We start from the raw sequence: 24,542 nt of genomic DNA on the forward strand, positions 1-24,542 counted from the left end.
TCTCGGCTGTCGTACCCCTGATCTCTCTATGCAGTCTTGGATACGCGCCAGGCTGGCTGTACGCGTCGCTGGATGCGATCCTTCATGCTGGCCGCTGCATCGGTAGCGCGAGACCATGAACACGCTCTGGTGAGCGGCCCAGAGCTTGTGGCGCAGCGCCATAGCTGAGCGAGTTTTTCACTCACTTTCGCGCTGAAAAGTACCTGGGCGGCAGGGCAAGGATGTCGCAACGAGGGATTTGCTTAGGTCTTTGATTTTGCTTATTTTGAGCTTTGAATTAGTCACCCGGACCCTGCCGTGCGCAAGGGTTATGCAGGTCGTTTGCCCGTCTGCGCAGGGCAGAGGGAAGGGTCAGGCAGGGTTGATGCAAGTGTCGCGCAGGTAGCTGGCAGGTCCGACACCCGCGATGACGCAACAGCGGCAGGTTTGATGCCCCTCCCATGCCGGCGCCCCGAGGCATCCCCATCGCGCATGCGGATATTTCTAGGACTTCGTGCATCGGTGGGTCCCTGGACCTGCAGCCTTTCCTAAGCAACGTTGGCGCGAAAAAGCGCACAGCATCCCTCGGCGCAACATCTACCACTGACCGTGGTACCTTGCGGCACTGAGGGTGTCGTTGGCGTCCCGCTTTCTTTGGTGTCTCTCGGCACCATGACTTGTGACCGTGTGCAATTGTCCGAGTTCCACTCCTTGCCTGAATTTGTCTCTCTAGAGACCCATCGGCGGGAAAGGCCGGGCTAGTTGAACTCGATGTCTCCAGAATCGCGCAGAAAACGACGCTCCACGGGGAGCCCCGCCCACGTCGCACCAGAACTCCCATAACGCGCGTTCGCGCCGCCGATGGACATGCAGTATGCGACGGCTTCGAAGGACCCTATGCTGGCCGTCAATCTCTCTGCCTCCCAGCGCATGTCACACTTTATCGCAGGCGTTGCCGTCGCGGCGCTGATCTCGCCGACAAGCGTGATCGCGGGGACCGGGCGGCAGGTCCAGGAACCGCGAACACCGGTCAACCGGCGTCCGACCCATTGACGGACCAGAGAAAGGAACATGCGCTCTCGCTTGACCTTCCAATCGTTGGAACCCTTATCTCAGCTTGTGAGCCATGATTCGAACGAGAAAGGACACGCCATGACTGCTCACACAAAGATACCGCCCCAAGCATCCGAGACGGTGCAGATCCCGATCGAGGGCATGACCTGCGCCTCCTGTGTGGGCCGCGTCGAGAAGGCCCTTTCGGCTGTGCCCGGCGTGCTGTCGGCCAGCGTCAATCTCGCTACGGAGCGCGCCGAGGTCCGCATCGCCGACTCTTCGGTGCAACCCGCCCTGATCCGCGCCGTCGAGACGACCGGCTACACGGTGCCAGGAAAGACCATCGAACTGGCGGTCGACGGCATGACCTGTGCCTCCTGCGTGGGCCGTGTCGAGCGGGCTTTGCTGGCCGTGCCCGGCGTGACGGGCGCCCGCGTGAACCTCGCGACCGAGCAGGCCACGGTGGAGGGCACGGCGGATGTCACCGCCCTGATCGCCGCCGTGGCAGAGACCGGCTACACCGCGCGCGAGGTGCGGCAGGACACAAACGAGGACGAGACCAGGGCCGCCCGCAAGGATGCCGAGCAGGCGCTGTTAAAGCGAGACCTCGGCCTGGCTGCCGCCTTCGCCTTGCCGGTCTTCGTGCTGGAGATGGGCAGCCACGTGATTCCCGGGATGCATGCGCTGGTCGGCTCGACCATCGGGCACGGAACCAGTTGGCTTCTGCAATTCGCGCTGACGACCTTCGTTCTGGCGGTGCCGGGCCTGCGTTTCTACACTAAGGGGATCCCCGCGCTCCTGCGCGGGGCACCCGACATGAATAGCCTCGTCGCTGTCGGCACTCTCGCCGCCTATCTCTACTCGGTGGTGGCGACCTTTGCGCCGGGCCTGCTGCCCGCGGGCACGGTCAACGTCTACTATGAGGCCGCGGCGGTGATCGTCACGCTCATCCTGCTGGGCCGCCACCTCGAGGCCCGCGCCAAGGGCCGCACCTCCGAAGCGATCAAGCGGCTCGTCGGGCTTCAGGCCAAGACTGCGCGGGTGCGCCGCGACGGATCGGTCTTGGAAATCCCGGTGGCCGAGGTGGCTCCCGGCGACATCGTCGAGGTGCGCCCCGGCGACCGCCTGCCGGTCGATGGCGAGGTCGTCGAGGGCGAGAGCTATGTCGACGAGTCGATGATCACCGGCGAGCCAGTGCCGGTTGCCAAGAGTATCGGCGCGGAGGTTGTCGGCGGCACCGTCAACCAGAACGGCGCGCTGGCTTTCCGCGCGACGGCTGTGGGTGGTGATACGATGCTTTCGCAGATCATCCGCATGGTCGAGGCGGCCCAAGGCTCCAAACTGCCGATCCAGGCGCTGGTCGACCGTGTCACCATGTGGTTCGTCCCGGCGGTGATGACGCTGGCGGCGCTGACCTTCGGCGTCTGGCTGATCTGGGGTCCGGATCCGGCGCTGACCTTCGGCCTCGTCAACGCGGTCGCGGTGCTGATCATCGCCTGCCCCTGTGCCATGGGCCTGGCCACGCCGACCTCGATCATGGTCGGGACGGGTCGGGGTGCCGAGATGGGCGTGCTGTTCCGCAAGGGCGAGGCGCTGCAACTGCTGAAGGAGACCCGCGTCGTCGCCCTCGACAAGACCGGCACGCTGACCGAAGGCAAGCCGGCGCTGACCGATCTCGAACTGGCCGACGGCTTTGAGCGGGACGATGTTCTCGCGCATGTCGCGGCGGTCGAGGCGTTGTCCGAACACCCCATTGCCCGCGCGATTGTCGAGGCGGCGGAGGCCGAGGGGCTGACGTTGCCTGCGGTCGAAGGCTTCAACTCGGTGACCGGCTACGGCGTCGAGGCGACGGTTGCAGGCGCTCGCGTCCAGATCGGTGCCGACCGGTTCATGCGCAAGCTGGGCCTCGACACCGGCACGTTCGACCGGGCGGCCGAGCGGCTCGGCGACGATGGCAAGACACCGCTCTACGCCGCCATCGACGGCAGGCTCACCGCGATCATCGCCGTGGCCGACCCGATCAAGGAGACGACGCCGGAGGCGATCGCGGCCCTGCATGATCTCGGCCTCAAGGTCGCGATGATCACCGGCGACAACGCCCGCACGGCCGACGCCATCGCCCGGCGGCTCGGGATCGACGAGGTGGTCTCCGAGGTGCTGCCAGACGGCAAGGTCGATGCGGTGAAGCGGTTGAAGGGGCTGGGACGGCTGGCCTATGTCGGCGACGGCATCAACGACGCGCCGGCGCTGGCCGAGGCGGATGTGGGCCTTGCCATCGGCACCGGCACGGACGTCGCCATCGAAGCCGCCGACGTGGTGCTGATGTCAGGCAGCCTGCAGGGCATCCCCAACGCCATCGCGCTCAGCCAGGCGACCATCGGCAACATCCGGCAGAACCTGTTCTGGGCCTTTGCCTACAACACCGCGCTGATCCCTGTGGCGGCCGGCGTGCTCTACCCGGCCTTCGGCATCCTTTTGTCGCCGGTCTTCGCGGCGGGAGCCATGGCGCTTTCGAGCGTGTTCGTCCTCGGCAACGCGCTGCGGCTCAAGCGCTTCGCGGCGCCGTCGCCCACCGATGCGCCGAGCCAAATCCGGGCCGCCATGTCAGCCGCCGTTCCGGCAGAATGACCACACGTGCCCTGGACCGACCCTGGTCCGGGGCACTCACTTACGCAGAATGAAGGAACCGACCGATGCAACCACAGACTCAGACCAACCCCAATGTGGCCGTCATTTACACCACCCCGACTTGTCCCGACTGCCGCCAACTCAAGGCATGGCTCGACCGGGAGGACATCGCGTACCAAGAGCGCGACCTCGCCGACCCGGAGATCATGCAAGAGGCCAAGACCCGCTACGGCGTGCGCGTCGCGCCCGTCACGGTGATCGGGAACTGGTTCACCTATGGGACCTTCGCCGCGAAGAAACCGAAGATCGAAGCCGCCCTGAACCGCTTTGAGGAGACACAGACATGAACATCGGAGAAGCAGCCAAACAGTCCGGCGTTTCGGCCAAGATGATCCGCTATTACGAACAGACCGGGCTGATCCCGGCAGCGCAGCGGACCGACTCCGGCTACCGCGATTACAGCGAAAAGGACGTTCACATGCTGAGTTTCGTCCGGCGCGCTCGCGATCTCGGCTTCTCGGTCGAGGTGATCGGAGAGCTGCTCGGGCTCTGGACCGATCGATCACGGCGGAGCGTCGATGTCCGGCAACTCGCTGAGGGTCACCTCAGCAACCTGCGACGCAAGATCGAGGAACTCGAGGCCATGTCCAGCACGCTGGAGACGCTGATAAATGCCTGTCATGGCGATCATCGCCCGGACTGCCCCATCATTGCCGATCTGGAAAAGAGCGAGCCGACAGGTACAAGCCGAGAACCGAAGAGCCGGGCCGGTGCTGTCGATCCGGCCACGCGGGCTTTGCGGCGGTAGGTGGCCTTGAAGTACGCCAAGTCCAGAGCATTCCGGTATCCATGCCAGCGTGCCGGCGCTCGGTATCTCCTTTGAGACGATCAAGACATCTTGTTGTCGCAGCGACGCTGGCCGGCGCGCCTGATGGCCAAGACGGACATATCCGAACACGGTCACGGCTACGACAATCCTCGTCCTGGTCCGTAGGATTGCAGCTGGACGAGCCTCTTGGACTTCGAAAATCGGGGCCGCTATCGAGAAACCGGAGCGGCACCGTTCGATCAGACGCCCGGGGGGTCATCCAGCTGGCGGACGCGTAGTGCGCAATGACCCTGTCTGTCTGCGTGTCCCGGGACGTGCATGCTATACAGGGTGGCACGTCCCCGGCCGGACAAGACCGAGATCGGACCGCAACGCGGGCACCAACTAAAAAAATCATGCTCGTTGACAACGTCGTGACTTGTCAGTGCGCGGGACTTGATACAACGCTCTCGCTCATGTGTGGACGACTGTTCCTGACGCTGGTTCTGGCCCTGACTTGCCTGATGATCGCGATCGCTCCGATTGCGACAATGGCACTCGACGACCACGTCGCATGCCAGCAGCAGTCCGCACCCGTCGAATTGCACGGCACGCATGGCCACGACGGGCATCATTTGTTGCCTGCGAATCCGGCATCCGATGAGGACGACGGCGTGGCGTTCATTCCATGTTGCTCCCAGGGCTGCATCTTCGACGTGCCGCTTTTCGTCGACAGTGGACCCAGCGAAGCAAGCTTCGCAGGTATCTCTGCCGAATGGACGGCAACCGGTCTCACCGACCTGACTGGACGTAACGGACTGCGGCGACCACCCAGGGCCTGAATTTCGTTCTAGCCGATGCCGACGAAGGCGTTGGACCGAAATTCGTTCCTGGAGACCCCTGATGAACTTGAAAATCGCGGCCCTTGTGCCGCTCCTACTCGCTGGCTGCACGCAACCTGCGGCGCTGCCCCCGGCGGGCCCTCTGACCCGCGCCGCCGCCCCAGAGCTCTTCCCCCCGGCACCATCGGCTCCGCCCGTGGTCTACACCCACCGCGAGATAACCGAACCAATGGATTGGCGGGAGTTGAACGACGCGCAGGCACCGGGAGGCTCGACATGACGCGGCGCCGCCGGAAATCCCTGCTAATCCTGCCGCTGCTGCTGGCCGCCTGCGCAGACACCGACCTGGTACGCACGGCGTCGGACCCCAGGGCGGGTTTCGCCTTTGTTGCGGACGGCACCCGCCGGGCCACCGGGGCGGACAGCGTCTGGGCGCGCTCTGCCGCCGAGATCGCCGCGACCGAGGCGCGCGTGCGCGGGCTGGTGCACGGCAAGACCATCGGCCCTGACACGGCTGTCCAGGTCGCGCTTATGAACAACCGCGCGCTGCAGGCAGCCTACGCAGGTCTTGGCCTGTCGGCGACCGAGCTCTGGGAGGTGGCCCTCGGTCCCGTGCCAACGCTCAACATCTCGCTGGGCCAGACCGGGCTGACCCGCTCGGCCGAGGCGACGATCGCCGCGGCGCTGATCGAATTGAGCACCCAGAAGCCACGCAAGGCGCTGGCCGAAACCCGCTTCCGTCAGGCGCAGCTGAGGGCGCTGGGCGAGACAGTCGCGCTGGCCGCCGAGACCCGCCGCGCCTGGATCGACGCCGTCGCGGCCTTCGAGGCGGCGGCACTGATCGCGCAGACGCAGGCCACGGCGGACGCGGCCTCGGAACTGGCGGCGGAACTGGGACGGACCGGCGCGATGAACCGGGGCGACCAGGCGCGCGAGCATGTCTTTACCGCCGAACTGGCCGCCGAGCGCGCAGATGCGCGGCTCGAGGCGCAGCTGGCCAAGGAAAGGCTCACGCGGCTGATGGGCCTCTGGGGCACCGACGTCTCCTACTACGTACCTGACCGCATGCCTGCCCTGCCCGGCCGTCAACCAGGCCGCAGCGATGCCGAGCGGCTGGCGCTGGAGCACCGCGTCGACCTTGCCATCGGGCGGCTGGAGCTGCAGGCCATCGCTCAGCACTACCGCCTGTCGGGCAGCACGCGGATGCTGAGCGATGCCGAGATCTTGGCCGGCGTCGAGGTGGAACGCGAGGACGAGGCCGTGCGCGCCCGAGTCGTCGAGGTCGGTTTCGAGATCCCGCTCTACGACACCGGCAAGCTGGCCGCGCGCAAGGGAGAGCTGGAATACATGCGCGCCGCGCATCGGCTGGCGCAGCAGGCGATCAACGCCCGCTCAGAGGCACGATCGGCCCATGCCGCGGTGACCGGCCAGTACCGCATTGCGCGGCACTGGCGCGACGAGGTTCTGCCCTTGCGCCGCGTGATCGACGAAGAGGCGCTGCGCACCTACAACGGCATGCTCACCTCGACCTTCGACCTGATCGCCGATGCCCGTGAGGGGCTGGATGCGCAGCTTTCCACTGCCGAGGCCAAGGCCGACTACTGGCGCGCCGAGGCCGACCTCACCGCCGTGATCTGGGGCGGCAACCCAAAAGGAGGAGACGAATGAACCGCAGGCAACTACTGACCGCGGGTGCGGGCGCCGTGCTGGCATCCGCCGCCGCCGCCGAGACCCGCTTTCGCGACCTGCCCGAGGCAGCCATGACCGACGACCCGCGTACGCAGGTGCCGCCCCGGCCTGGTTCAGGCCCGGACTACAACCCCGTGGTCACCCTGAACGGCTGGTCGCTGCCGTGGCGGATGAACGGCACCGTCAAGGAGTTTCATCTCGTTGCCGAGCCGGTGGAACGCATCATGGCCGACGGAATGATGGCACGGCTCTGGGGTTACAACGGCCAGTCGACCGGCCCGACCATCGAGGCGGTCGAGGGCGAGCGTGTCCGCATCTACGTCACCAACCGCCTGCCCGAGCACACCTCGGTGCATTGGCACGGTCTGATCCTCCCGTCCGGCATGGACGGCGTTGGCGGCCTGTCGCACCCGGCGATTCCGCCCGGCAAGACCTTCGTCTACGAGTTCGACCTGACGAAATCCGGCACCTTCATGTACCACCCGCACGCCGACGAGATGGTGCAGATGGCCATGGGGATGATGGGCCTCTTCATCGTGCACCCGCGCGACCCGGCCTTCATGCCCGTCGACCGGGACTTTGCCTTTCTTCTGGCGGCCTACGACATCGACCCGGGGACCTACATTCCCAAGGTCGCCGAGATGACCAACTTCAACATGTGGACCTGGAACAGCCGGATCTTCCCCGACATAGATCCCCTGGTGGTCAGCAAGGGCGACCGGGTTCGGGTGCGCGTCGGCAACCTGACGATGACCAACCATCCGATCCACATGCATGGCTACGACTTCGAGGTGACCTGCACCGACGGCGGCTGGGTGCCCAAGAGCGCCCGCTGGCCCGAGGTGTCGATCGACATCCCCGTGGGCGCCATGCGGGCCTACGAGTTCGACGCGATCCACGAGGGCGACTGGGCGATCCACTGCCACAAGTCGCACCACACCATGAACGCGATGGGCCATGACCTGCCGACTTACATCGGCGCGGACAAGCGCAAGCTGACCCGAATGATCCGCCAGCATCAGCCCGGCTACATGCCGATGGGCACCGCCGGCATGGCGGACATGGGCGAGATGTCGATGGAACTGCCCGACAACACCATCCCCATGATGACCGGCTGGGGCCCCTACGGGCCGCTGGAAATGGGTGGCATGTTCTCGGTCGTCAAGGTGCGCGAGGGCATCGCGCCAGACGACTACGCCGATCCCGGCTGGTACGTGAACCCGCCGGGCACGCAGGCGTGGGAATGGACTGGAGAATTACCCGAGCACGCCCGCAGCACCAGTCCTGCAACCTTGCTGACCCCGCGCAGCCACCTCGACCATAGTTGAACTTCACCCCCGGCGCACCGGTTCGCCGGGCGCCAAATCGTCACGAAAGGACACATGCAATGAAAACCCTTCTCGCCCTTGCCGTCGCCCTCGTCACCGCCGGTGCCGCGCTGGCGGAGACCGCCCACAACGGCGCGATGCCGATGAGCCAGGGGACGATCACCAAGATCGACCTGAAATGGAAGAAGATCACCATCGACCACGGCCCGCTGGAAAACCTCGACATGCCGGCCATGAAGATGGTCTTCGACCTTTCCGACCCGACGATGCTGGAAGGGCTGGCCGAGGGACAGTCCGTCGACTTCGCGGCCGACCGGGTGAACGGCAAGCTGACCGTGACCGAGATCCAGATTCGGTGAGCCGCGCCGGTCAGGCATAAATCAGGCAGTGAAGGCAGGACGGCGCGGGCAGATCCGCGCCGTCTTTCATTCGTCGTGCGCCGGTGCGGCGCGCCATATCCGGTCAGTCAGAAACCGAGGTGTCCCTCGTCACCTCATTTCCGGAAGGTCGAGTGGCAGGACTTGCAGGTCTCACCGACCTGGTGGAGCACCGGGCCGAGATCATCCGGACCTGTCACCGTCCCCGCAAGGCGTTCCGCCACGGCCTCCGTTTCCCTAGCGCGCTGTGTAAAGCTGTCGAACTCGGTCCAGATGGAGGGAAGTGCCTCCGACTTCGGGTCAAGCGCCTTGGTCTCGAACATTGAGGGGATCTGGGCCGACTGTGCGGCGATCTCGATCAGCGCCGAGTTCACTGCCTCAGCATCGAAATCGGCCTCGCCCTTGGCCATGCTGCCAATCAGCTTCATCTGATCGCTGATGGTGGACATCACCATCATGCGGGCCATGACATCCTTGTTGGTGACCCCGCTGTGCGCAAGCGCAGCCGTGCCGAGGGCGATCATGGACAAGGCAAGTGCAGTCTTCTTCATGCTCATGGTTTCGTTTTCCTCGTTCTGTTCATTGTGGAGTTCCATACTCGAGAGCGACGTCTGGGCCGCTCTAATGCCAGGGCCCGCCCCCCCCGCGGGACCTGCGTCCCGATCCAAAGGCCCCCAAATAGAAGGTCTCAATTGATCCCGTTCGCCCTTTGCAGTTCCCGGACGTAGGTCGTGATCGCGATGACGTCGGCGCGCGTGACACCATCGACCGGTGGCATGTTGCCGAAATTCCAGTGGTGAGACCGGACGCCGTTCTGGGCCGCGAGCAGGAACGACGCGTCGCCGTGATGGCTGGGCTCGTAGATCTTGTGGACAAGCGGCGGCGCGATCCCATTGCGCCCCGCCCCGTTCTCGCCGTGGCAGTCCACGCACTTCGCCTCGAACCCTCGCTTGCCCATCTGGGCTTCAGGCGAGAACGAGTCGGGGAGTTGGACCTGAACGATCGGCGCGCCCTGCGGGATCGAAGACGGGTCCTGCCCGTCCGCGGACGTCCTCGCATCGTCTCTGGGGCTCAGGACCAGCCAACCGACGACCGCGACCACGGCGAAGAGCACCCCGGAGATGAGTGCCAGGTTCTTGTTCATCATACTGCCCCGTTATTGCCCTTGGTCTTTCCTGCCTCTCGTCACGGAGGCGGCGGAATCTACCTTCCGTTTCGGCTGGCTGCCGTTATCGAGTCACCAGCCTTCTGCGCACCTTCATATGCTACATCTCGATTACCGTTTTAACGGGACGAGCGGATCCAGCAACCTGACAACTCGGTGAGTTTTGTATCGGTATGTATCCCCCGCCAGCCTTCGGAGCTTCCCGCGGCTGTCAAGCGGAGGTTTATCGAGCCTTCGGCGCTCCTGCCGGTTCCCCAACTACCGCTCCAGGGCCTTCTTCCGGCGTTCGAACTCTTCCTCTTCGATTTCGCCGGCGGCGAAGCGTTCGCGCAGAATGTCCATGGCGTCGCGCTTGCCTCGGTGGCTGCCGGTCTGGTTGTCGGAAAGCCATTTCACCACGACGAAGATCGCGGCGATGACGAGCCCCCAGAACAGAAGCATCATGAACCCTCCGAAGAAACCGTAGCCGCCCCACATCATGTGATCATACCTCCCTAGCCAGTCGTCGTTTGCAGCCGCGAGTGCGGCGACCGGCAGCGTCGCTGCCAGGCTCGTCGTCAGGATTGTGCGCAGCATATTCGGTCTCCTTTTCGTCACTTGGTTTCCTGGCCCGGAACGGGCTGGCGACGGGAACCTGCACGTGGGCAGCAAGTCCGCCTTGTTGCCGGTTCTCGAGGTGGATCTCTCCACCGTGTGCGCGGACGATGGACCGCGCGATGGACAGTCCCAACCCGTGACCCCCGGTTTCGAGCGATCGAGATTCTTCGAGACGAAAGAACGGGTCGAAGACCTGTTCCAGCTTGCCGGCCGGAATGCCGGGGCCGGTGTCGAGAATGGAAATCACGAGGTTTTCGCCCTCCAGCCGCCAGTCGATAGTGGCGCTGCCACCGTAGCGCAGCGCGTTCTCCACGAGGTTCCGGATCGCACGCCGGAAGGCGACGGGCCGGACACGGACGCGCAGCGGATCGCCGCCCGCCAGGTCGACCGGTTCGACCATGTCCTCGGCCAGCGCCGCGAGAAATCCGCCGATCTCGACCGTTTGCGGTTCTTCGGCGCTGGTCAGGTCTTCGGCAAAATTCAGCGTCGCCTCGGCCATGACCTGCATTTCCTCGATGGACTCGATGAGGCTTTCGCGGGTCTCTTCGTCCTCTACCAGTTCCGCCCGGACACGCAGGGCCGTCAGCGGCGAGCGTAGATCGTGCCCAACGGCAGCCAGAACGCGCGTTCTGTCGGCCACGAAGCGGGTGAGGCGGTCCTGCATGCGGTTGAAGGCGCGCGTCAGGTCTTCGACCTCGGTCGGACCGACCTCTGGCAAGGGGACTGCATCCTCGCCGCGCCCGAGACGGTCGGCGGCGCCAGACAGGCGGCGCAGGGGACCGGTCAGGCGGGTCAAAAGGAACCAGCACACGGACACGAGGATGAGCGCCGCTGTCAATGCGAAGGTGAAGGTCGAAAGGACCGGCCACTGCAGCGGCGGGCGTTCGAAACGCGTCCCGACGTTGAGCCATTGCCCGCCTGCCAATGCAATGGAGAGCGTCATCTCGACCGCCGCCATCTGGCTCTGCATCATCGAACGGTGCATCTCGGCCATCTCCGGCGAAAGGTTCGGCAGTGGCAGGACCGGCGTCTCGATTTCCCGGAGATTGACCCGGATGTCACCGCTGTAACCGTCGCCCAGTAGCGCGCGAACCCGCGCCTCGATATGTGCCGCGTGATGATGGTCGGGCTCTGTTACATTCGGTGCGTCCGAGAGCTCGAACCGGACGAGCGGCGAGTTCGCCGCCCGCAAGATCGACGCCTGGAGATCCTGCGGCGCCTCCTCGAGCAGCCGGGCAACATTGGCGGCCCGCCCCGCTGCCTCGAAGCCGAGAGCGGCGCGGATGGCAAGGCTGCGTTCGTCCACGAAAAGAAACAGGCTGATCGTCTGCGCGACGATCAGCGCACCGACGATCAGCAGGATCAGTTGCGCCCGAAGACTGCCGAAGACACGCGTCAATCGACCACCTCCACGTCCGCGGCGAGGCAATAACCGCCGTTGCGCACCGTGGTGATGATCCGCGCCTGCGTCTGGCCGGGTTCCAGCTTGCGCCGCAACCGGCTGATCTGGTTGTCGATGGTCCGGTCCAGCGGGCCGGCCTCCCGGCCGGACGTGAGGTCCATCAGCTGATCCCGGCTCAGCACCCGGCGCGGCCGTTCCAGCAGCACGATCAGCAGGCGGAAATCGGCCGTGGTCAGGGAGATCCGCCCGATGTCAGGTCCTTCGACCACATGCGTGTCGGTCTCCAGCACCAGCCCGGCGAAACGCACCCGGTTGCCCGTGAAGGCACCCGCATGCACCTCGCCGGCCGGCGCCCGCCTGAGAACGGCCCGTATCCTTGCCAGCAGTTCACGCGGGTTGAACGGCTTGGGCAGGTAGTCGTCGGCTCCGATCTCCAGCCCGACGATCCGGTCGGTCTCCTGTCCCAGAGCCGTCAGCATGATGATCGGCAGCTTGCGGTCGGCCGACAACCTCTGGCACACGGAAAGGCCGTCTTCGCCCGGCATCATCACGTCGAGCACCAGCAGGTCGTAATGTCCGTCGGCAAGGCAGGAATCCATTTCGACGGCATCCTTGGCGGCGGTGGCGCGCATGCCGTTCATTTCCAGGAAGCGTGTCACCGACTCCCGGATCTGGCGGTGGTCGTCGACCACGAGGATGTGTGGTGTCTCGGCCATGGTTTCGCCAGTCTATTCGAAGCGCGCGCACGGCGTCAGCGGCCGCTTTGTCGCCGTTTGTATCAAGGCGCGGTCCTGCGACACGTGGATACAAATCCCCACATGACGGTGGTTTCGAATTGCGCTGTAATTTCCCACATACTTCCTGCGAAGCAACCTGGAGGACTCGCGAGATGAAGATGCAAGCAAGAATGGCGCTGTCGGCGCTGGTTGTCGCGGCCACCGCGGGGGCGGCCATCGCGCACGGAGACGGCGAACGGAACGGTCGCGGCCACCACGACTGGCACGGCGGGCAGGACATGATGCAGATGATGATGCGCGGCCACGGCATGATGGGTGCCTACGGCGGCATTCCGGGCACGGGCATGATGGGCAGCGACCTGCCGATGATGGGCCGTATGCCCATGATGGGCGGAATGTACGGCGGTCTCGGAAGGATGCTGGACGAAGACGGAGATGGCACCGTCACGCCCGAGGAGGTTCGCAGCGGGCTGGACGGGCTCCGCACGGAATACGACGCCAATGGCGACGGGTGGCTCTCGATCGACGAGTTCGAAGCGCTGCACAGCGCCCTGATCCGCGAGTCGATGGTCGACCGTTTCCAGTATCTGGATGCGGATGGCGACGGTCATATCACCGAAGAGGAAATGCAGGCGCCCGCGGCACTGATGGACCACATGCAGTCGTGGCGCGACCGGATGATGGACCACGATGGCTATGGTCCCGGCCGGATGATGCCCGGCGCAGAGGGCGTGCGCCCCGGCCAGGGACACATGATGGATGACGTGCGCCCCGGAATGCAGGGGCGGCAAGGCAACTGATCGCCGGCCGACGCGATGCCCCGACACCGGGCCGGAGAGACCTTCGGCCCGCTTCGATCATCCAAAACAAGAGGAAGTGACATTGTCCTACACCCATGACCGTTTGCTGGCCGATACGACGCTCGAAGAGGCGGATCGTCGCGTACGCGAGGCGCTGAAGGAACATGGCTTCGGCGTGCTGACCGAGATCGACGTCAAGGCGACGATGAAACAGAAGATCGACGCCGACATGGACGGCTACACCATCCTCGGGGCCTGCAACCCGAAAATGGCTTGGGAGGCCATCGGCCTCGAGCCGCGGATCGGCGCCATGCTGCCCTGCAACGTGATCCTGCGCAGCGTCGAGGGCGGCACCGAGGTGAGTGCGATCGACCCCGTGGCCTCGATGTCCGCGGTCGAGAACGCCAAGCTGCACGAGGTGGCGGGCGAGGTCCGCGACATGCTCAAGCGTGCCGTCGACGCCGCCTGAGGACCGGGAGATTGACAGGTTTCCGACAAAGACGCTTGCTGATTGCGGGCCTGGTGAGCGGGCCTTTCGCGCTGCTGGCGACGCGCGTCGCTGCACAGACCCGCTCGATATGGTCGGCAAGAGAAGCCCATGATGCCCTGCAGGCCGATACCGCGCGCCTGATCGACGTGCGGTCGCGCGAGGAATGGCTGGAAACCGGCGTCGGCGCGGGGATCTGGCCGATCAGTATGCACGAGGACAGGTTTGCCGACAGGCTGTTTGCGGCCAGGGACTTGGCCGGGGACCGCACGGTGGGCCTGATCTGCGCGACGGGCGGGCGTTCGGCCGCGTTGCTCGATGCGCTGAGGCAGGCCGGATACCCGGGCTTTGCCGACATCTCCGAAGGGATGCTCGGATCGCGCCACGGCCCCGGCTGGCTGGCGAAGGGGCTGCCGGTGGTGCCGGTCGAAACCGCGCTGGCGTTCCTCCCGAACGACCTCGCCTGAAATGCCGAAAGGCCAAACCATCACGGCCGCGACAGCCTGGCAGCGCCATGCAGGGCTGTCGGTCGCTGTACTGGTCGTCCTCTTGCTGGCCCTGGCCTGGGGGATGGACTGGGTGCCGCGCGACATTGACAGCCAGAATGTCGAAAGATGGGTGGACGCCGCCGGTGCGTGGGGACCGCTCGCCGTGATCGCGCTGATGACCGTTGCGGTCGTGGCCAGCCCCGTCCCGAGCGCGCCGATCGCTTTGGCGGCCGGGGCAGCCTATGGCCACTATGCCGGGGCGGCCTACGTCGCCGTCGGCTCCGAGATCGGGGCGGTCACGGCATTTCTGATCGCAAGAGGCTTGGGGCGTGGGCCTGTCGAGCGCCTTCTGGGAGACAAGGCCGATTACGGGTTGCTCGGCTCGCAGAACGCGCTGACACTGACCCTGTTCGTCAGCCGCCTGCTGCCTTTCGTGTCGTTCGACGCGATGAGTTACGCCGCCGGTCTCAGCCGCCTGCATTTCTGGCGGTTCTCCCTTGCCACCTTCGCCGGGATCCTGCCCGCAAGCTTCGTGCTGGCGCATTTCGGGCATATCGCCATGGAGGGCGATTTCGGTAATGCCGAGTGGATCGTCCTGGGCCTCGGGCTAGTGACGGCGCTCCCGCTGGTCGTCCTCGCGCTCCATCGCGGCAAGCCCGATGACCAGATCAAGCCTGGCCACGGCCGCACGCGAGACCGAACATGAGTTCCGACTACAAGAAGAACAGCCTGACCCTGGCCGATGCCGTGGCGATGGGCACCGGCGTCATGATCGGCGCAGGGATCTTCGCGCTGACCGGGCAGATCGCGGAGCTTGCGGGACCCCTGTTCCCGATGGCTTTCATCGCCGGTGCCGTGGTGACGGCGTTCAGCGCCTACACCTACGTCAAGATGTCGAACGCCTATCCCTCGGCTGGCGGCATCGGGATGATCCTGAAAAAGGCCTACGGTCCGACGGCGGTCGCCGCGGGCGCGGCATTGCTGATGGCGCTGTCGATGGTCATTAACGAGAGCCTCGTGGCGCGAACCTTTGCCAACTACCTGCTTCGCGGTCTCGGGATGGAGCCCGGAGGCTGGCCCGTCCCGGCGATCGGTGTCGCGCTGATTGTCTTTGCCTACCTCGTCAACGCGTCCGGTAACCGGTCCGTCGGGCTGCTGTCACAGGTCATGGCGGTGGTGAAGGTCGGCGGCATCGCGCTGTTCGGGATCGCGGCGCTCTGGGCCGGCGGCGTGTCCTTCGTGGCGACCGGCGAGGCGTCGGAGACGGGGATCGGCGGCTTCATCGCGTCGATCGCGCTGTCGATCCTCGCCTTCAAGGGCTTCACGACGATCACCAACAGCGGTGCGGAAATCACCGATCCGCATCGCAATGTCGGCCGCGCCATCGTCATATCCATCGCGGTCTGCGTGGCGGTCTACCTGCTGGTGGCCTTTGCCGTGGGCTCCAGCCTGCCGCTCGACCGGATCATCGCGGCAAAGGACTACGCGCTGGCCGAGGCCGCGGAACCCGCGCTGGGTCAGACCGGGTTCTACCTGACGGTTGCGCTGGCCCTGGTCGCCACGGCCTCGGGCGTGATCGCCAGCATCTTTGCCGTGTCACGGATGCTGGCGATGTTGACCGACATGCAGATGATCCCGCACAGCCATTGCGGAATGCCGGGCAAGGTCCCCGACCACACGCTGGTCTATACCGTCGTGATCGCAGGCATCCTGACGGTGTTCTTCGATCTCAGCCGGATCGCGTCGCTTGGCGCGTTCTTCTACCTCGTTATGGACATGCTGATCCATTGGGGAGTATGGAAAAGCATGTGCGACGAGATTGGCGCACGCGGCTGGATCATGCTCACCGCCATCGGTCTGGATGCCGTCGTGCTGGGGACTTTTGCGGTTCTCAAATGGCAGGCCGATCCGGTCATCGTGCTTGTGGCTGTTGGTGGGATGATCACGGTCTTCGTTTTCGAGGCGGTGTTTCTGCGGTTGAACCCGCCGTCAGGCGGGACTGACCAAGTGCATCATGGCCCGGACTGAACCACTCACCGTCGCCCTTGACCCTCCCGTGACTGGAAGCCCTATCTTGCATCCCGAAAGGGGAAGACTCATGTCCGACCATGCGCATCACCACCACGACCACCAAGTCACACTGGGTGCCGAGACGGGGACAGACCCGGTCTGCGGCATGACGGTCGAAAAGGCCGACGACGCCCGGACGCGCGACTACGGCAACGAGACGTTCTGGTTCTGCTCCGAGGGCTGCCAGATGAAATTCGACGCCGACCCGTACTTCTACGCCTCCGGCAACGCCGCGAAGGCCAGCCAGCACGCCGTGCCGGGCACGCAATGGACCTGCCCGATGCACCCCGAGATCGTGCGGGACGAGCCGGGCAGCTGCCCGATCTGCGGCATGGCGCTGGAGCCCATGGTGCCCTCCGACGAGCCCAGCGAAGAACTGACCGATTTCACCCGCCGGATGTGGATTAGCACGGCGGCGGCGGGGCCGCTGGTCATCCTCACGATGGGGGAAATGGTCGGGCTGCCGTTACGCGGTTGGCTCGGTCACCAGCTCTCGGTCTACCTGGAGTTCCTCCTCGCCACGCCGATCGTGCTCTGGGCGGCGCAGCCTTTCTTCAAGCGTGGCTGGGACTCGATCCGCAACCTCTCGCCCAACATGTGGACGCTGATCTCGCTGGGCGTGGGTGCGGCCTACATCTATTCGCTCTTCGCGACCTTCGCACCGGGGGTGTTCCCCGAGCAGTACCGCATGGGCGACGGCGTCGGCACCTACTTTGAGGCCGCGGTCGTCATTATCGCCTTGGTCTTTGTCGGGCAGGTGCTGGAACTGCGCGCCCGCGAACGAACCGGTGACGCGATCCGCGCGCTGATGGACCTCGCCCCCAAGACCGCCCGCCGCGTCCTGCCGGACGGATCCGAATACGACGCCCCGCTGGAAAACATCGTCGAGGGCGACCTGCTGCGCGTCCGCCCCGGCGACAGCGTGCCCGTCGATGGCGAGGTGGTCGAGGGCCGCTCGTCGGTGGACGAGAGCATGATCACCGGCGAGCCTGTTCCTGTGGAAAAGACCGAGGGCGACCGCGTGACCGGCGGCACGATCAACAAGAACGGCACGCTGGCCATCCGCACGACGCAGGTCGGCGCGGACACGGTGCTGGCGCAGATCGTCGACATGGTGGCCGGCGCCCGCCGGTCGCGCGCGCCGATCCAGGGGCTGGCCGACCGGGTCTCGGCGATCTTCGTGCCGACTGTGGTCGCCGTCGCCATCGTCGCCTTCTTCGCCTGGCTGCTCTTCGGCCCGCAGCCGCCGCTTGCCTATGCCATCGCGGCGGGGGTGTCGGTTCTGATCATTGCCTGTCCCTGCGCGCTGGGGCTGGCGACGCCGATCTCGATCACCACGGCTGCGGGACGCGGCGCGCAGGCGGGCGTCCTCATCAAGGACGCCGAGGCGCTGGAGCGCATGGCGCGCGTCGACACCGTGATCGTGGACAAGACCGGAACGCTGACCGAGGGCCGCCCGAAACTGACCGACGTGGTCGCGGCGGAAGGATGCGACGAGAACGACGTGCTGTCCCTGGCCGCCGCCCTCGAACGCGGATCCGAGCACCCGCTGGCCGAGGCCATTGTCGAGGCCGCGCGGGACCGCGGGCTGGCGCCCGGCCGCGCCGAGGATTTCGACGCCGTCACCGGCAAGGGCGTCCGGGGCACGGTCGAGGGAAAGAGCGTGGCGCTCGGCAACAGTGGCATGATGGCGCATCTGGGCATCGCGACGGACGAAGCCGAAACCCGCGCCGACGCTCTGCGGACCGAGGGCAAGACCGCGATGCACGTGGCCGTCGACGGGCGCCTTGCCGGGATCGTCGCCGTGGCCGACCCGATCAAGGACAGCACCGAGGGCGCGATCCGGGACCTGCACGCGCTGGGCCTGACGATCATCATGGCGACGGGCGACAACCAGCGTACCGCTGAGGCCGTGGCGCGCAAGCTGGGCATCGACGAGGTGCGCGCCGGCGTCCTGCCGGAGGACAAGAAGACGCTGGTCGAGGAACTGCACCGCAAGGGCGCCTTCGTCGCCATGGCGGGCGACGGCGTCAACGACGCCCCCGCGCTGGCCGCGGCCGATGTCGGCATCGCCATGAGCACCGGGGCAGACGTCGCCGTCGAGAGCGCAGGGATCACCCTGATGCGCGGCGACCTGGTCGGGCTGGTGCGGGCAAGGAAACTCGCGACCGCGACGCTAACGAACATCCGGCAGAACCTGCTCTTCGCCTTCGGTTACAATGCTGTTGGCGTACCCATCGCGGCGGGCGTTCTCTACCCGGCGGTCGGCCTGCTGCTGTCGCCGATGATCGCGGCGGCGGCAATGAGCCTGTCGTCCGTCTCCGTGATCTCGAACGCCTTGCGCCTGCGCCGCGTGACGCTGTGATGCGGCAAGATACAGGATCCCGGGCTGACACCCAAATCCATGAACAAGGAGAAAACGTCATGAAATTCCATGTTCCCGACATGAGCTGCGGCCACTGCACGGCCACCATCGAAAAGGCGCTCGGGGCAGTCGACACCAAGGCAGTGGTCACGACGGACCTGGAGACGCGGACCGTCAAGATCATCTCGTCACTCGATCCGGCCGATGTGCAGGCCGCCTTGGAAGGCGCGGGCTATCCGGCGTCACCTGCCTGACAACGGCCAACAGGCGCTCGGATCCGTGATGACCATCGCCCGGCGGCGCCATGATGCATCGCAATGCACATTTTCCAGATCCGACCGTCCCGGGTGTTGCGCGAGATCATTGACAGGCTTGCACGCCAGGCGCATGTGGGCGTCGAGCAGGTTAGATGGAGTGGCGTGTATCTTGGCCACAAGACAACCCGGCCCCGGGCTGGATGCGTTCCAGACACGCATCTACCTGAGGCGCAGAATGATGCGTGTTTCGGGTATCGACCTCCCGAAACGGCGTTTGTCCGACAGTCTGGAAAGCGACATCCGGGACAGCATGATCAACTGTCACAAGTGTAACCGTGCGGCCGAGTGCCTGACCTGGGTGACAGGTGCCGCAAACCGAGCCGCGGATGCAGCGACAGTTCCGCAGTTCTGCGTCAACCGCGAGATCTTCGAGCGGCTCAAGACGGTGCGATAGCCGGCGCCTGTCGGCAAATGGCTGAGGCGCCTGCCGATGTTGCCTTGCGGAATACCGGTCCGAACGCAGTCTTGCATCCGTGATGCAAGCTCCGCGATCCGGCCAAGCCCGAACGGCCGCGGCACGGGCGCCGCCGTCGTTCGGACGGGCCACGAATGGACCCGCGGATTTCCGAACACGTGCCCGCCCCGCGGTCGCCCGACGCCTGGATTTCGCGCGCCGTCAGGCAAGCCGAACCTGGGCCGCGACGCAACCGGGCCAATCCGGTCTGGAACTGCCGTGGCCCCCGGTCGTTGGTTCTGCATCCAACACAGCGAGAGGACAGATGTTCGACGGCAGCTTTTTCGCGACCTGGGCAGAGGCCACAAAGACGTCCTTCGGTTTCTTCTGGAAATCCGGCTGGGCCTTCGTACTGGGCTACTTCGTCAGCGCCATGATCCAGGCCTTCGTGCCAAAGGCAAAGCTCACGCGCTTCATGGGCGGCGCTGACCCGCGCTCGGTCGCGCTCGCCACGGTCTTCGGCGCGGCCTCGTCGTCTTGCTCTTTCGCGGCCCTGGCGACGGCGCGCTCTCTCGTTCTCAAGGGCGCGCATTTCGTCGCGGCCGTCGCCTTCATGTTTGCGTCGACCAACCTGGTGATCGAACTGGGCATCCTGATCCTGATCTTCCTCGGATGGCAGTACCTGCTGGCCGAGATCATCGGTGGCCTCATCCTGATCCTGATCTCGAGCGTGTTGATCCGGCTGACCTATCCGCGCAACTGGCTCAAGGAGGCGCGCGAAAAGGTCGAAGAGGAAGCCAGCGCAGAGGAAAACGATTTCGACTGGCGCGAGCGCATCGCGTCGAAGGAAGGCTGGCATATGGTCGGTATGAACTTCGTCCACGACTGGCAGATGGTCTGGAAGGAAATCCTGATCGGTTTCACCATCGCTGGCTTCGTCGCCGTGCTCGTCCCGGCGGAGTGGTGGGCGGCCATCTTCCTGACCGGGTTCCAGGATGAGCTGCCCGGCTGGGTGATCGCGCTGGAAAACGCGATGGTCGGACCCTTCGTCGCCGCAGCCACCTTCATCGGTTCCATGGGGAACATTCCCCTCGCGACGGTCCTGAACGCGAACGGCGTGCTGTTCGCGGGGATCATGGGCTTCATCTACTCGGACTTGATGGTTCCGCCGCTCGTCGCGGTCAACGCCAAGTATTACGGCCTGCGCGTGGCGCTGTATATCGCGGCCGTCATGTACGTGAGCATCGTTGCAACGGCGTTGATCCTGACGGGCGGCTTCGACCTCGTGGGCCTCGTGCCGGAGAGCGGCAAGGCTGTGACCGACGTCGTGCAATTCAAGATGGACTACACGTTCTGGATGAACCTTGTCTTCGTCGGGGTTGCGGCGGTGCTGGTGTGGCTCTTCATCGGTCACACGCGACAGCACGGCCACATGCACGATGAAATGGAGGGAGACGGCCCCCTCAAGCGTGGCGCCGCGCTCGTTGCGATGGCGGTTCTCGCAACCGGCCTCCTGGCCCTCGCCCTGCACGGCGGGACCGCGTGATACACGCTAAATGGGACTGTGTCCGTCGAGCCGGTTCCCCACCGTCTCGCCTTGGACAGGCATTCTCGCGATCGCGCTTAACAAGGCAAAGGATGGCTTTGCTGCCCCCGGATTGAACTCGGCTCGACGCAAGCATCCATCCGGGAGCGGTAACCGAGACATCACGATGCTCACGTCACTTCGGTCGTAATTTCTGGGCCGTGAGAGTGTATCGCGATTTCTCGACGCCCCTCGCGCCCGATCTCGGGATCACACTACAGCACCCCACTCAGGGCCTGCACGTCGATCAGATGCGTGGCCCGGCCCCTTCGGCTTTCCTGGTGAGGGCTAGCTCATGAGGACACTCTGCTCTCCGGAGGAGCATGTTTCAGCGGATGACGCGCATCGCCCGAACGCTCACGGGCACGCCCGTCTGCCTATCGCCGACGACAGTTGCCGATGCGGGCCAACCGTTTCTGAACGCTGCCAGTCCGGTACACCCCCTTAAGAGGTCACAGCCAGGCCAACGTTAGCCCGGCCACCACCAGGTATCGAGCAAACTTGGCGATGGTCACGATGACAAGGAAACTTGCCAGTGGCTCCCTCATGACGCCAGCGACCACCGTCAGCGGGTCGCCGATCACCGGCATCCAGCTGGCCAGCAGGCTCCACCGCCCATAGCGATGATACCGCCCCTCGGCCCGGGCCAGCGCCGCCGGGGACACCGGGAACCAGCGACGACCCTGGAACTGCCGCAGGAAGCGGCCGCAGACCCAGTTGACCGTGGATCCCAGCACGTTGCCCAGCGTGGCCACCCCCAACAGCAGGCCGATCGACAGAACGGGGTTGGTCAGCTGGTAGGCCAACAGGGCCTCCGACTGCATCGGCAGAAGCGTCGCGGCGACGAGCGCTGACACGAAGAGAGTGAGATAGGCCAAGGGGCACGGTCCGGCAGAGCGAAAATCGATCGCCTGCATCTCGCTGGCGAAATCACGCACGTGATAGCCGACCTTGAAACCGAATGCAGCGCAAACTCGCTTGCCGCCCCTCCTGCTCGAGCGGGTCTACCGATCACGATCAGGCATCCGACACGGTTCGAGCCTGTGTTCGCTTTGCGGATACCCCGCCCGGCTTTGACGAGGGTCAACGCGGATCGCGCACGAATCGTGCATTTCATCCCGTCGTCTGACCCGACCTCGGAAAGGATGTCTCGTCATGGATCTGCCATTCACCCAGGACGCCTTCTTCGCCCTCTTCGGCCAATACAACGCTGCCGTCTGGCCGCTGGCGCTACTGTTCCACTTCCTCGCCGCCCTGTGCGCGGCGCTGATTTTCCGGCCCGGCCGGGGGGCAACGCTGATCGTCTCCGGCACTCTGGCCGCGATGTGGGCGGTGAACGGGGTTGGCTATCACTGGATGTTCTTCCGCGAGATCAACCCCGCCGCCACGCTCTTCACCGCGGTCTTCGTGCTTCAGGCGATGCTGCTGGTCGTCCTGCCGGCGCGGAACCCGGCGTTCCGCTACGCGGCCGAGGCGGACGCCCGCTCGGGCGTCGGACTTCTGCTGGTCCCGTTCGCGACGGTGCTCTACCCGCTCTGGGGCCGGCTGGCCGGGCACGGCTGGCCGGAGATGCCCGTCTTCGGTGTCGCACCCTGCCCGACGACGATCTTCACCGTCGGTGTCCTGCTGACCGGCACCTGGCGCGTCGCGGGCTGGCTGCTGATCGTGCCGGGCCTGTGGGCCGCCGTCGGGGGAAGCGCCGCGATCTTCCTTGGCGTGCCGCAGGACTTCGCCCTGCTGGCAACGCTGGCGCTACTTGTGCTGTTTGCCGTGGGCCGGCTGTCGGGCCTGCGCTTCGCCCGGCACGTCGCGGCGGATGCGGTTTAGATCGACCAGCGGGGTCAGAGCTGCGACGCCCATCGGGGATGCTGGTCATCGACGACGAAGGTATGCGCATGCCGGCGGTGGCCCTTCAGGTGCGGGTGGTCCAGGGGCAGGTTCTCGTGCGTGTGCTCCAGCACCTCGGGGTCGTCCTTCGGCCAGATCCGCAGTGCGACAGCCGCACCGAGGGCAGCAAGCCCGGCGAGGATGACCAGGGCCGCAACCGTTCCGAATTGCGTCGTGAGCCAGCCCGACAGCGGGTAGGTGACCAGCCAGCAGGCGTGCGACAGGGCGAACTGGGCCGCGAAGACCGCCGGGCGATCCTCGGGTTGAGATGAGCGCCGCAGCAACCTGCCCGAGGGCGTCAGCACCGCCGAATATCCCAGGCCCACCAGCAGCCAAGCCCCCAGAAGCAGGGGCCAGACGAGGCCAGACAGGGACACAGTCGCGGCCAGCCCCAACAACGTGGCCACCATCAGCATCGCGCCCGCCAGCATCACCGGCCGGTCGGCGGTCCGGTCGAGGATGCGAGGCAGGGCCAGTGCCGTCAACATGGACCCGGCCCCGAAGGCGAACATGGTCCAGGCCAGCGCGCTTTCCGGCAGGGAGAGCGATCCGCGCACCATCACCACGGTGTTGACCAGCACCATCGCGCCCGCCGACGGGGCCGCGAGGTTCAGTGCCAGCAGCCCGCGCAGGCGCGGCGTGGCCAGGTAGATGCGAATGCCGCGCGTTGTCCGGTCATAGATGCCGCGCGGCTCGGACGGCTTCGGGCTGGGCAGCAGGACCGATACGACCAGCAGCGCGGAGGCCGCGAAGCCCGCCACCGTGGCTCTGTTGCACAAATCCCGTGTGGGATTCATCTCATGAATCCAGCGTGGTAGCTGGGATGCATGAGCAGACCGACACCACCGACCTACAAGACCAGGAACTGGCCAGCCTATAACGAAGCGCTCAAGCGCCGGGGCTCGCTGACGATCTGGTTCGACCCCGAGATGAGCTGGGACGCTGCGCCGACTGGCAGGCGTGGCCGCCAGCAGACCTACAGCGATGCCGCCATCCAGACGTGCCTTTCGATGAAGGTGCTGTTCGGCATGGCGCTTCGGCAGACGACCGGTTTTGCCAGACTTGCTCGGCCAGATCCCGGCGGACCAGGAAATCGGCAGCGTCACGGCAGATGGGGCCTACGACACACGCAAATGCCACGATGCCATCGCTGACCGCGGCGCCCACGCCGTCATCCCGCCCCGCAAGAACGCCAAGCCATGGAAGACCGTCACCGCTGGCGCGGTCGCCCGAAACGAGGCCCTGCGCGCATCAAAATACCTCGGCCGCGCCCTGTGGCGACGATGGAGCGGATACCACCGCCGAAGCCGCGTCGAGACGAAGATGCACTGTGTGAAGCTGCTGGGGCAGCGCCTCATGGCACGGGACTTCGACCGCCAGGTCGCCGAGCTTCAGGTCCGCATCGCCGTCCTGAACGGCTACACCGCGCTCGGCATCCCTGTCACAGAGCCCGTGGGATAAGTCCGTCCGGGGAAAGGGCAACCCCGGCCATCAGCAGATTTGTGCAACAGAGCCCCCCGACCGGCGCGGTGACGATCTCGGGC

Annotated in this window: 24 protein-coding genes and 2 pseudogenes; 19 read left to right on the plus strand and 7 right to left on the minus strand. The window is 65.6% G+C overall.

All coding sequences use genetic code 11. The annotated features are described in order from the left end of the window. Nucleotides 1-909: 909 nt before the first annotated feature. From PVW46_RS09050 to PVW46_RS09085, 8 genes are all read left to right on the plus strand, one after another. Nucleotides 910-1,032 (plus strand): hypothetical protein, encoded by a 123-nt coding sequence (locus tag PVW46_RS09050; RefSeq protein WP_274575691.1) that lies wholly within the window; start codon nt 910-912, stop codon nt 1,030-1,032. A 99-nt stretch (nt 1,033-1,131) separates the two neighbouring features. Continuing rightward, nucleotides 1,132-3,660, plus strand: coding sequence for a heavy metal translocating P-type ATPase (locus tag PVW46_RS09055; protein ID WP_069211277.1), 2,529 nt, complete (start codon nt 1,132-1,134; stop codon nt 3,658-3,660). 65 nt (nt 3,661-3,725) lie between these two features. Beyond that, nucleotides 3,726-4,007 (plus strand): glutaredoxin family protein, encoded by a 282-nt coding sequence (locus PVW46_RS09060; protein ID WP_069211276.1) that lies wholly within the window; start codon nt 3,726-3,728, stop codon nt 4,005-4,007. Continuing rightward, the gene (cueR, locus tag PVW46_RS09065) at nt 4,004-4,468 is read left to right on the plus strand and encodes a Cu(I)-responsive transcriptional regulator (RefSeq protein WP_043143819.1); all 465 of its coding nucleotides are present in this window, start codon (nt 4,004-4,006) and stop codon (nt 4,466-4,468) included. The genes PVW46_RS09060 and cueR overlap by 4 nt, the downstream gene beginning before the upstream one ends. Nucleotides 4,469-4,884: 416 nt before the next feature. Then, nucleotides 4,885-5,310, plus strand: a complete 426-nt coding sequence (locus PVW46_RS09070; protein WP_043143821.1) for a hypothetical protein — start codon at nt 4,885-4,887, stop codon at nt 5,308-5,310. A gap of 276 nt (nt 5,311-5,586) precedes the next feature. Beyond that, complete coding sequence (locus PVW46_RS09075) at nt 5,587-6,978, plus strand: TolC family protein (RefSeq protein WP_043143822.1); 1,392 nt, start codon at nt 5,587-5,589, stop codon at nt 6,976-6,978. Further along, nucleotides 6,975-8,327 (plus strand): multicopper oxidase family protein, encoded by a 1,353-nt coding sequence (locus PVW46_RS09080; RefSeq protein WP_043143824.1) that lies wholly within the window; start codon nt 6,975-6,977, stop codon nt 8,325-8,327. The genes PVW46_RS09075 and PVW46_RS09080 overlap by 4 nt, the downstream gene beginning before the upstream one ends. A gap of 59 nt (nt 8,328-8,386) precedes the next feature. Continuing rightward, nucleotides 8,387-8,686 (plus strand): copper-binding protein, encoded by a 300-nt coding sequence (locus tag PVW46_RS09085; protein ID WP_043143825.1) that lies wholly within the window; start codon nt 8,387-8,389, stop codon nt 8,684-8,686. 134 nt (nt 8,687-8,820) lie between these two features. Here PVW46_RS09085 and PVW46_RS09090 read toward each other — a convergent pair whose 3' ends face one another. From PVW46_RS09090 to PVW46_RS09110, 5 genes are all read right to left on the minus strand, one after another. After that, entirely contained in the window at nt 8,821-9,261 is a 441-nt protein-coding gene (locus PVW46_RS09090) for a c-type cytochrome (RefSeq protein WP_223306234.1), read from the minus strand. 131 nt (nt 9,262-9,392) lie between these two features. Then, nucleotides 9,393-9,848 carry a c-type cytochrome gene (locus PVW46_RS09095; RefSeq protein ID WP_069211298.1) on the minus strand — a complete coding sequence of 152 codons (456 nt, stop codon included), beginning with the start codon at nt 9,846-9,848 and terminating at the stop codon, nt 9,393-9,395. Nucleotides 9,849-10,127: 279 nt separating this feature from the next. Next, nucleotides 10,128-10,313, minus strand: a complete 186-nt coding sequence (locus PVW46_RS09100; RefSeq protein WP_232786406.1) for an SHOCT domain-containing protein — start codon at nt 10,311-10,313, stop codon at nt 10,128-10,130. A 40-nt stretch (nt 10,314-10,353) separates the two neighbouring features. Continuing rightward, nucleotides 10,354-11,865, minus strand: a complete 1,512-nt coding sequence (locus PVW46_RS09105) for an ATP-binding protein (RefSeq protein ID WP_069211275.1) — start codon at nt 11,863-11,865, stop codon at nt 10,354-10,356. After that, nucleotides 11,862-12,584: a response regulator gene (locus tag PVW46_RS09110; protein WP_043143826.1), complete on the minus strand. Its 723-nt coding sequence runs from the start codon at nt 12,582-12,584 to the stop codon at nt 11,862-11,864. Before PVW46_RS09110 ends, PVW46_RS09105 begins: the two co-directional genes overlap by 4 nt. Before the next feature lie 173 nt (nt 12,585-12,757). On the opposite strand from PVW46_RS09110, the gene PVW46_RS09115 reads away from it, so the two are divergent. The 9 genes from PVW46_RS09115 to PVW46_RS09155 all read left to right on the plus strand — a co-directional run bounded on the left by PVW46_RS09115 (nt 12,758) and on the right by PVW46_RS09155 (nt 21,072). After that, the gene (locus PVW46_RS09115; RefSeq protein ID WP_274575698.1) at nt 12,758-13,405 is read left to right on the plus strand and encodes an EF-hand domain-containing protein; all 648 of its coding nucleotides are present in this window, start codon (nt 12,758-12,760) and stop codon (nt 13,403-13,405) included. A gap of 82 nt (nt 13,406-13,487) precedes the next feature. Continuing rightward, nucleotides 13,488-13,874, plus strand: a complete 387-nt coding sequence (locus PVW46_RS09120) for a DUF302 domain-containing protein (protein WP_043143828.1) — start codon at nt 13,488-13,490, stop codon at nt 13,872-13,874. 53 nt (nt 13,875-13,927) lie between these two features. Continuing rightward, nucleotides 13,928-14,359: a rhodanese-like domain-containing protein gene (locus PVW46_RS09125; RefSeq protein ID WP_274575699.1), complete on the plus strand. Its 432-nt coding sequence runs from the start codon at nt 13,928-13,930 to the stop codon at nt 14,357-14,359. A gap of 1 nt (nt 14,360) precedes the next feature. Then, a complete protein-coding gene (locus PVW46_RS09130; protein WP_052244595.1) occupies nt 14,361-15,086 on the plus strand; it encodes a TVP38/TMEM64 family protein in 726 nt (241 codons plus the stop codon). Then, complete coding sequence (locus PVW46_RS09135; RefSeq protein WP_069211274.1) at nt 15,083-16,408, plus strand: APC family permease; 1,326 nt, start codon at nt 15,083-15,085, stop codon at nt 16,406-16,408. Before PVW46_RS09130 ends, PVW46_RS09135 begins: the two co-directional genes overlap by 4 nt. Before the next feature lie 70 nt (nt 16,409-16,478). Further along, nucleotides 16,479-18,815, plus strand: a complete 2,337-nt coding sequence (locus PVW46_RS09140; protein ID WP_069211273.1) for a heavy metal translocating P-type ATPase — start codon at nt 16,479-16,481, stop codon at nt 18,813-18,815. A 59-nt stretch (nt 18,816-18,874) separates the two neighbouring features. Further along, a complete protein-coding gene (locus tag PVW46_RS09145; protein WP_069211272.1) occupies nt 18,875-19,069 on the plus strand; it encodes a heavy-metal-associated domain-containing protein in 195 nt (64 codons plus the stop codon). A 133-nt stretch (nt 19,070-19,202) separates the two neighbouring features. Further along, the gene (locus PVW46_RS09150) at nt 19,203-19,526 is read left to right on the plus strand and encodes a DUF6455 family protein (protein WP_274575702.1); all 324 of its coding nucleotides are present in this window, start codon (nt 19,203-19,205) and stop codon (nt 19,524-19,526) included. 325 nt (nt 19,527-19,851) lie between these two features. After that, nucleotides 19,852-21,072, plus strand: a complete 1,221-nt coding sequence (locus PVW46_RS09155; protein WP_069211270.1) for a permease — start codon at nt 19,852-19,854, stop codon at nt 21,070-21,072. Between the two features lie 491 nt (nt 21,073-21,563). Here the strand turns inward: PVW46_RS09155 and PVW46_RS09160 are convergent, their stop codons facing one another. Further along, nucleotides 21,564-22,049, minus strand: a complete 486-nt coding sequence (locus tag PVW46_RS09160) for a YqaA family protein (protein WP_317629184.1) — start codon at nt 22,047-22,049, stop codon at nt 21,564-21,566. A 217-nt stretch (nt 22,050-22,266) separates the two neighbouring features. Here PVW46_RS09160 and PVW46_RS09165 point away from each other — a divergent pair, with 217 nt between their 5' ends. After that, nucleotides 22,267-22,938 (plus strand): DUF6064 family protein, encoded by a 672-nt coding sequence (locus PVW46_RS09165; RefSeq protein ID WP_069211269.1) that lies wholly within the window; start codon nt 22,267-22,269, stop codon nt 22,936-22,938. A gap of 14 nt (nt 22,939-22,952) precedes the next feature. Here the strand turns inward: PVW46_RS09165 and PVW46_RS09170 are convergent. Beyond that, a pseudogene (locus PVW46_RS09170) lies at nt 22,953-23,762 on the minus strand (MFS transporter); the annotation flags it as partial. Between the two features lie 63 nt (nt 23,763-23,825). Here PVW46_RS09170 and PVW46_RS09175 point away from each other — a divergent pair. Next, a pseudogene (locus tag PVW46_RS09175) lies at nt 23,826-24,459 on the plus strand (IS5 family transposase). Nucleotides 24,460-24,542 lie beyond the last annotated feature (83 nt).

The organism is Mameliella sp. AT18 (assembly GCF_028807275.1).
GTDB classification, from domain to species: domain Bacteria; phylum Pseudomonadota; class Alphaproteobacteria; order Rhodobacterales; family Rhodobacteraceae; genus Antarctobacter; species Antarctobacter albus.

Bases quoted from the DNA above. Each gene is read 5' to 3' on its own strand.
- PVW46_RS09050 (WP_274575691.1), top strand. From the start codon at position 910: ATGTCACACTTTATCGCAGGCGTTGCCGTCGCGGCGCTGATCTCGCCG.
- cueR (WP_043143819.1), top strand. From the start codon at position 4,004: ATGAACATCGGAGAAGCAGCCAAACAGTCCGGCGTTTCGGCCAAGATG.
- PVW46_RS09100 (WP_232786406.1), bottom strand. From the start codon at position 10,313: ATGATGCTTCTGTTCTGGGGGCTCGTCATCGCCGCGATCTTCGTCGTG.
- PVW46_RS09080 (WP_043143824.1), top strand. From the start codon at position 6,975: ATGAACCGCAGGCAACTACTGACCGCGGGTGCGGGCGCCGTGCTGGCA.
- PVW46_RS09115 (WP_274575698.1), top strand. From the start codon at position 12,758: ATGAAGATGCAAGCAAGAATGGCGCTGTCGGCGCTGGTTGTCGCGGCC.
- PVW46_RS09085 (WP_043143825.1), top strand. From the start codon at position 8,387: ATGAAAACCCTTCTCGCCCTTGCCGTCGCCCTCGTCACCGCCGGTGCC.
- PVW46_RS09075 (WP_043143822.1), top strand. From the start codon at position 5,587: ATGACGCGGCGCCGCCGGAAATCCCTGCTAATCCTGCCGCTGCTGCTG.
- PVW46_RS09130 (WP_052244595.1), top strand. From the start codon at position 14,361: ATGCCGAAAGGCCAAACCATCACGGCCGCGACAGCCTGGCAGCGCCAT.
- PVW46_RS09070 (WP_043143821.1), top strand. From the start codon at position 4,885: ATGCTCGTTGACAACGTCGTGACTTGTCAGTGCGCGGGACTTGATACA.
- PVW46_RS09095 (WP_069211298.1), bottom strand. From the start codon at position 9,848: ATGAACAAGAACCTGGCACTCATCTCCGGGGTGCTCTTCGCCGTGGTC.
- PVW46_RS09165 (WP_069211269.1), top strand. From the start codon at position 22,267: ATGGATCTGCCATTCACCCAGGACGCCTTCTTCGCCCTCTTCGGCCAA.
- PVW46_RS09090 (WP_223306234.1), bottom strand. From the start codon at position 9,261: ATGAGCATGAAGAAGACTGCACTTGCCTTGTCCATGATCGCCCTCGGC.
- PVW46_RS09055 (WP_069211277.1), top strand. From the start codon at position 1,132: ATGACTGCTCACACAAAGATACCGCCCCAAGCATCCGAGACGGTGCAG.
- PVW46_RS09150 (WP_274575702.1), top strand. From the start codon at position 19,203: ATGTGGGCGTCGAGCAGGTTAGATGGAGTGGCGTGTATCTTGGCCACA.
- PVW46_RS09110 (WP_043143826.1), bottom strand. From the start codon at position 12,584: ATGGCCGAGACACCACACATCCTCGTGGTCGACGACCACCGCCAGATC.
- PVW46_RS09145 (WP_069211272.1), top strand. From the start codon at position 18,875: ATGAAATTCCATGTTCCCGACATGAGCTGCGGCCACTGCACGGCCACC.
- PVW46_RS09060 (WP_069211276.1), top strand. From the start codon at position 3,726: ATGCAACCACAGACTCAGACCAACCCCAATGTGGCCGTCATTTACACC.
- PVW46_RS09135 (WP_069211274.1), top strand. From the start codon at position 15,083: ATGAGTTCCGACTACAAGAAGAACAGCCTGACCCTGGCCGATGCCGTG.
- PVW46_RS09155 (WP_069211270.1), top strand. From the start codon at position 19,852: ATGTTCGACGGCAGCTTTTTCGCGACCTGGGCAGAGGCCACAAAGACG.
- PVW46_RS09140 (WP_069211273.1), top strand. From the start codon at position 16,479: ATGTCCGACCATGCGCATCACCACCACGACCACCAAGTCACACTGGGT.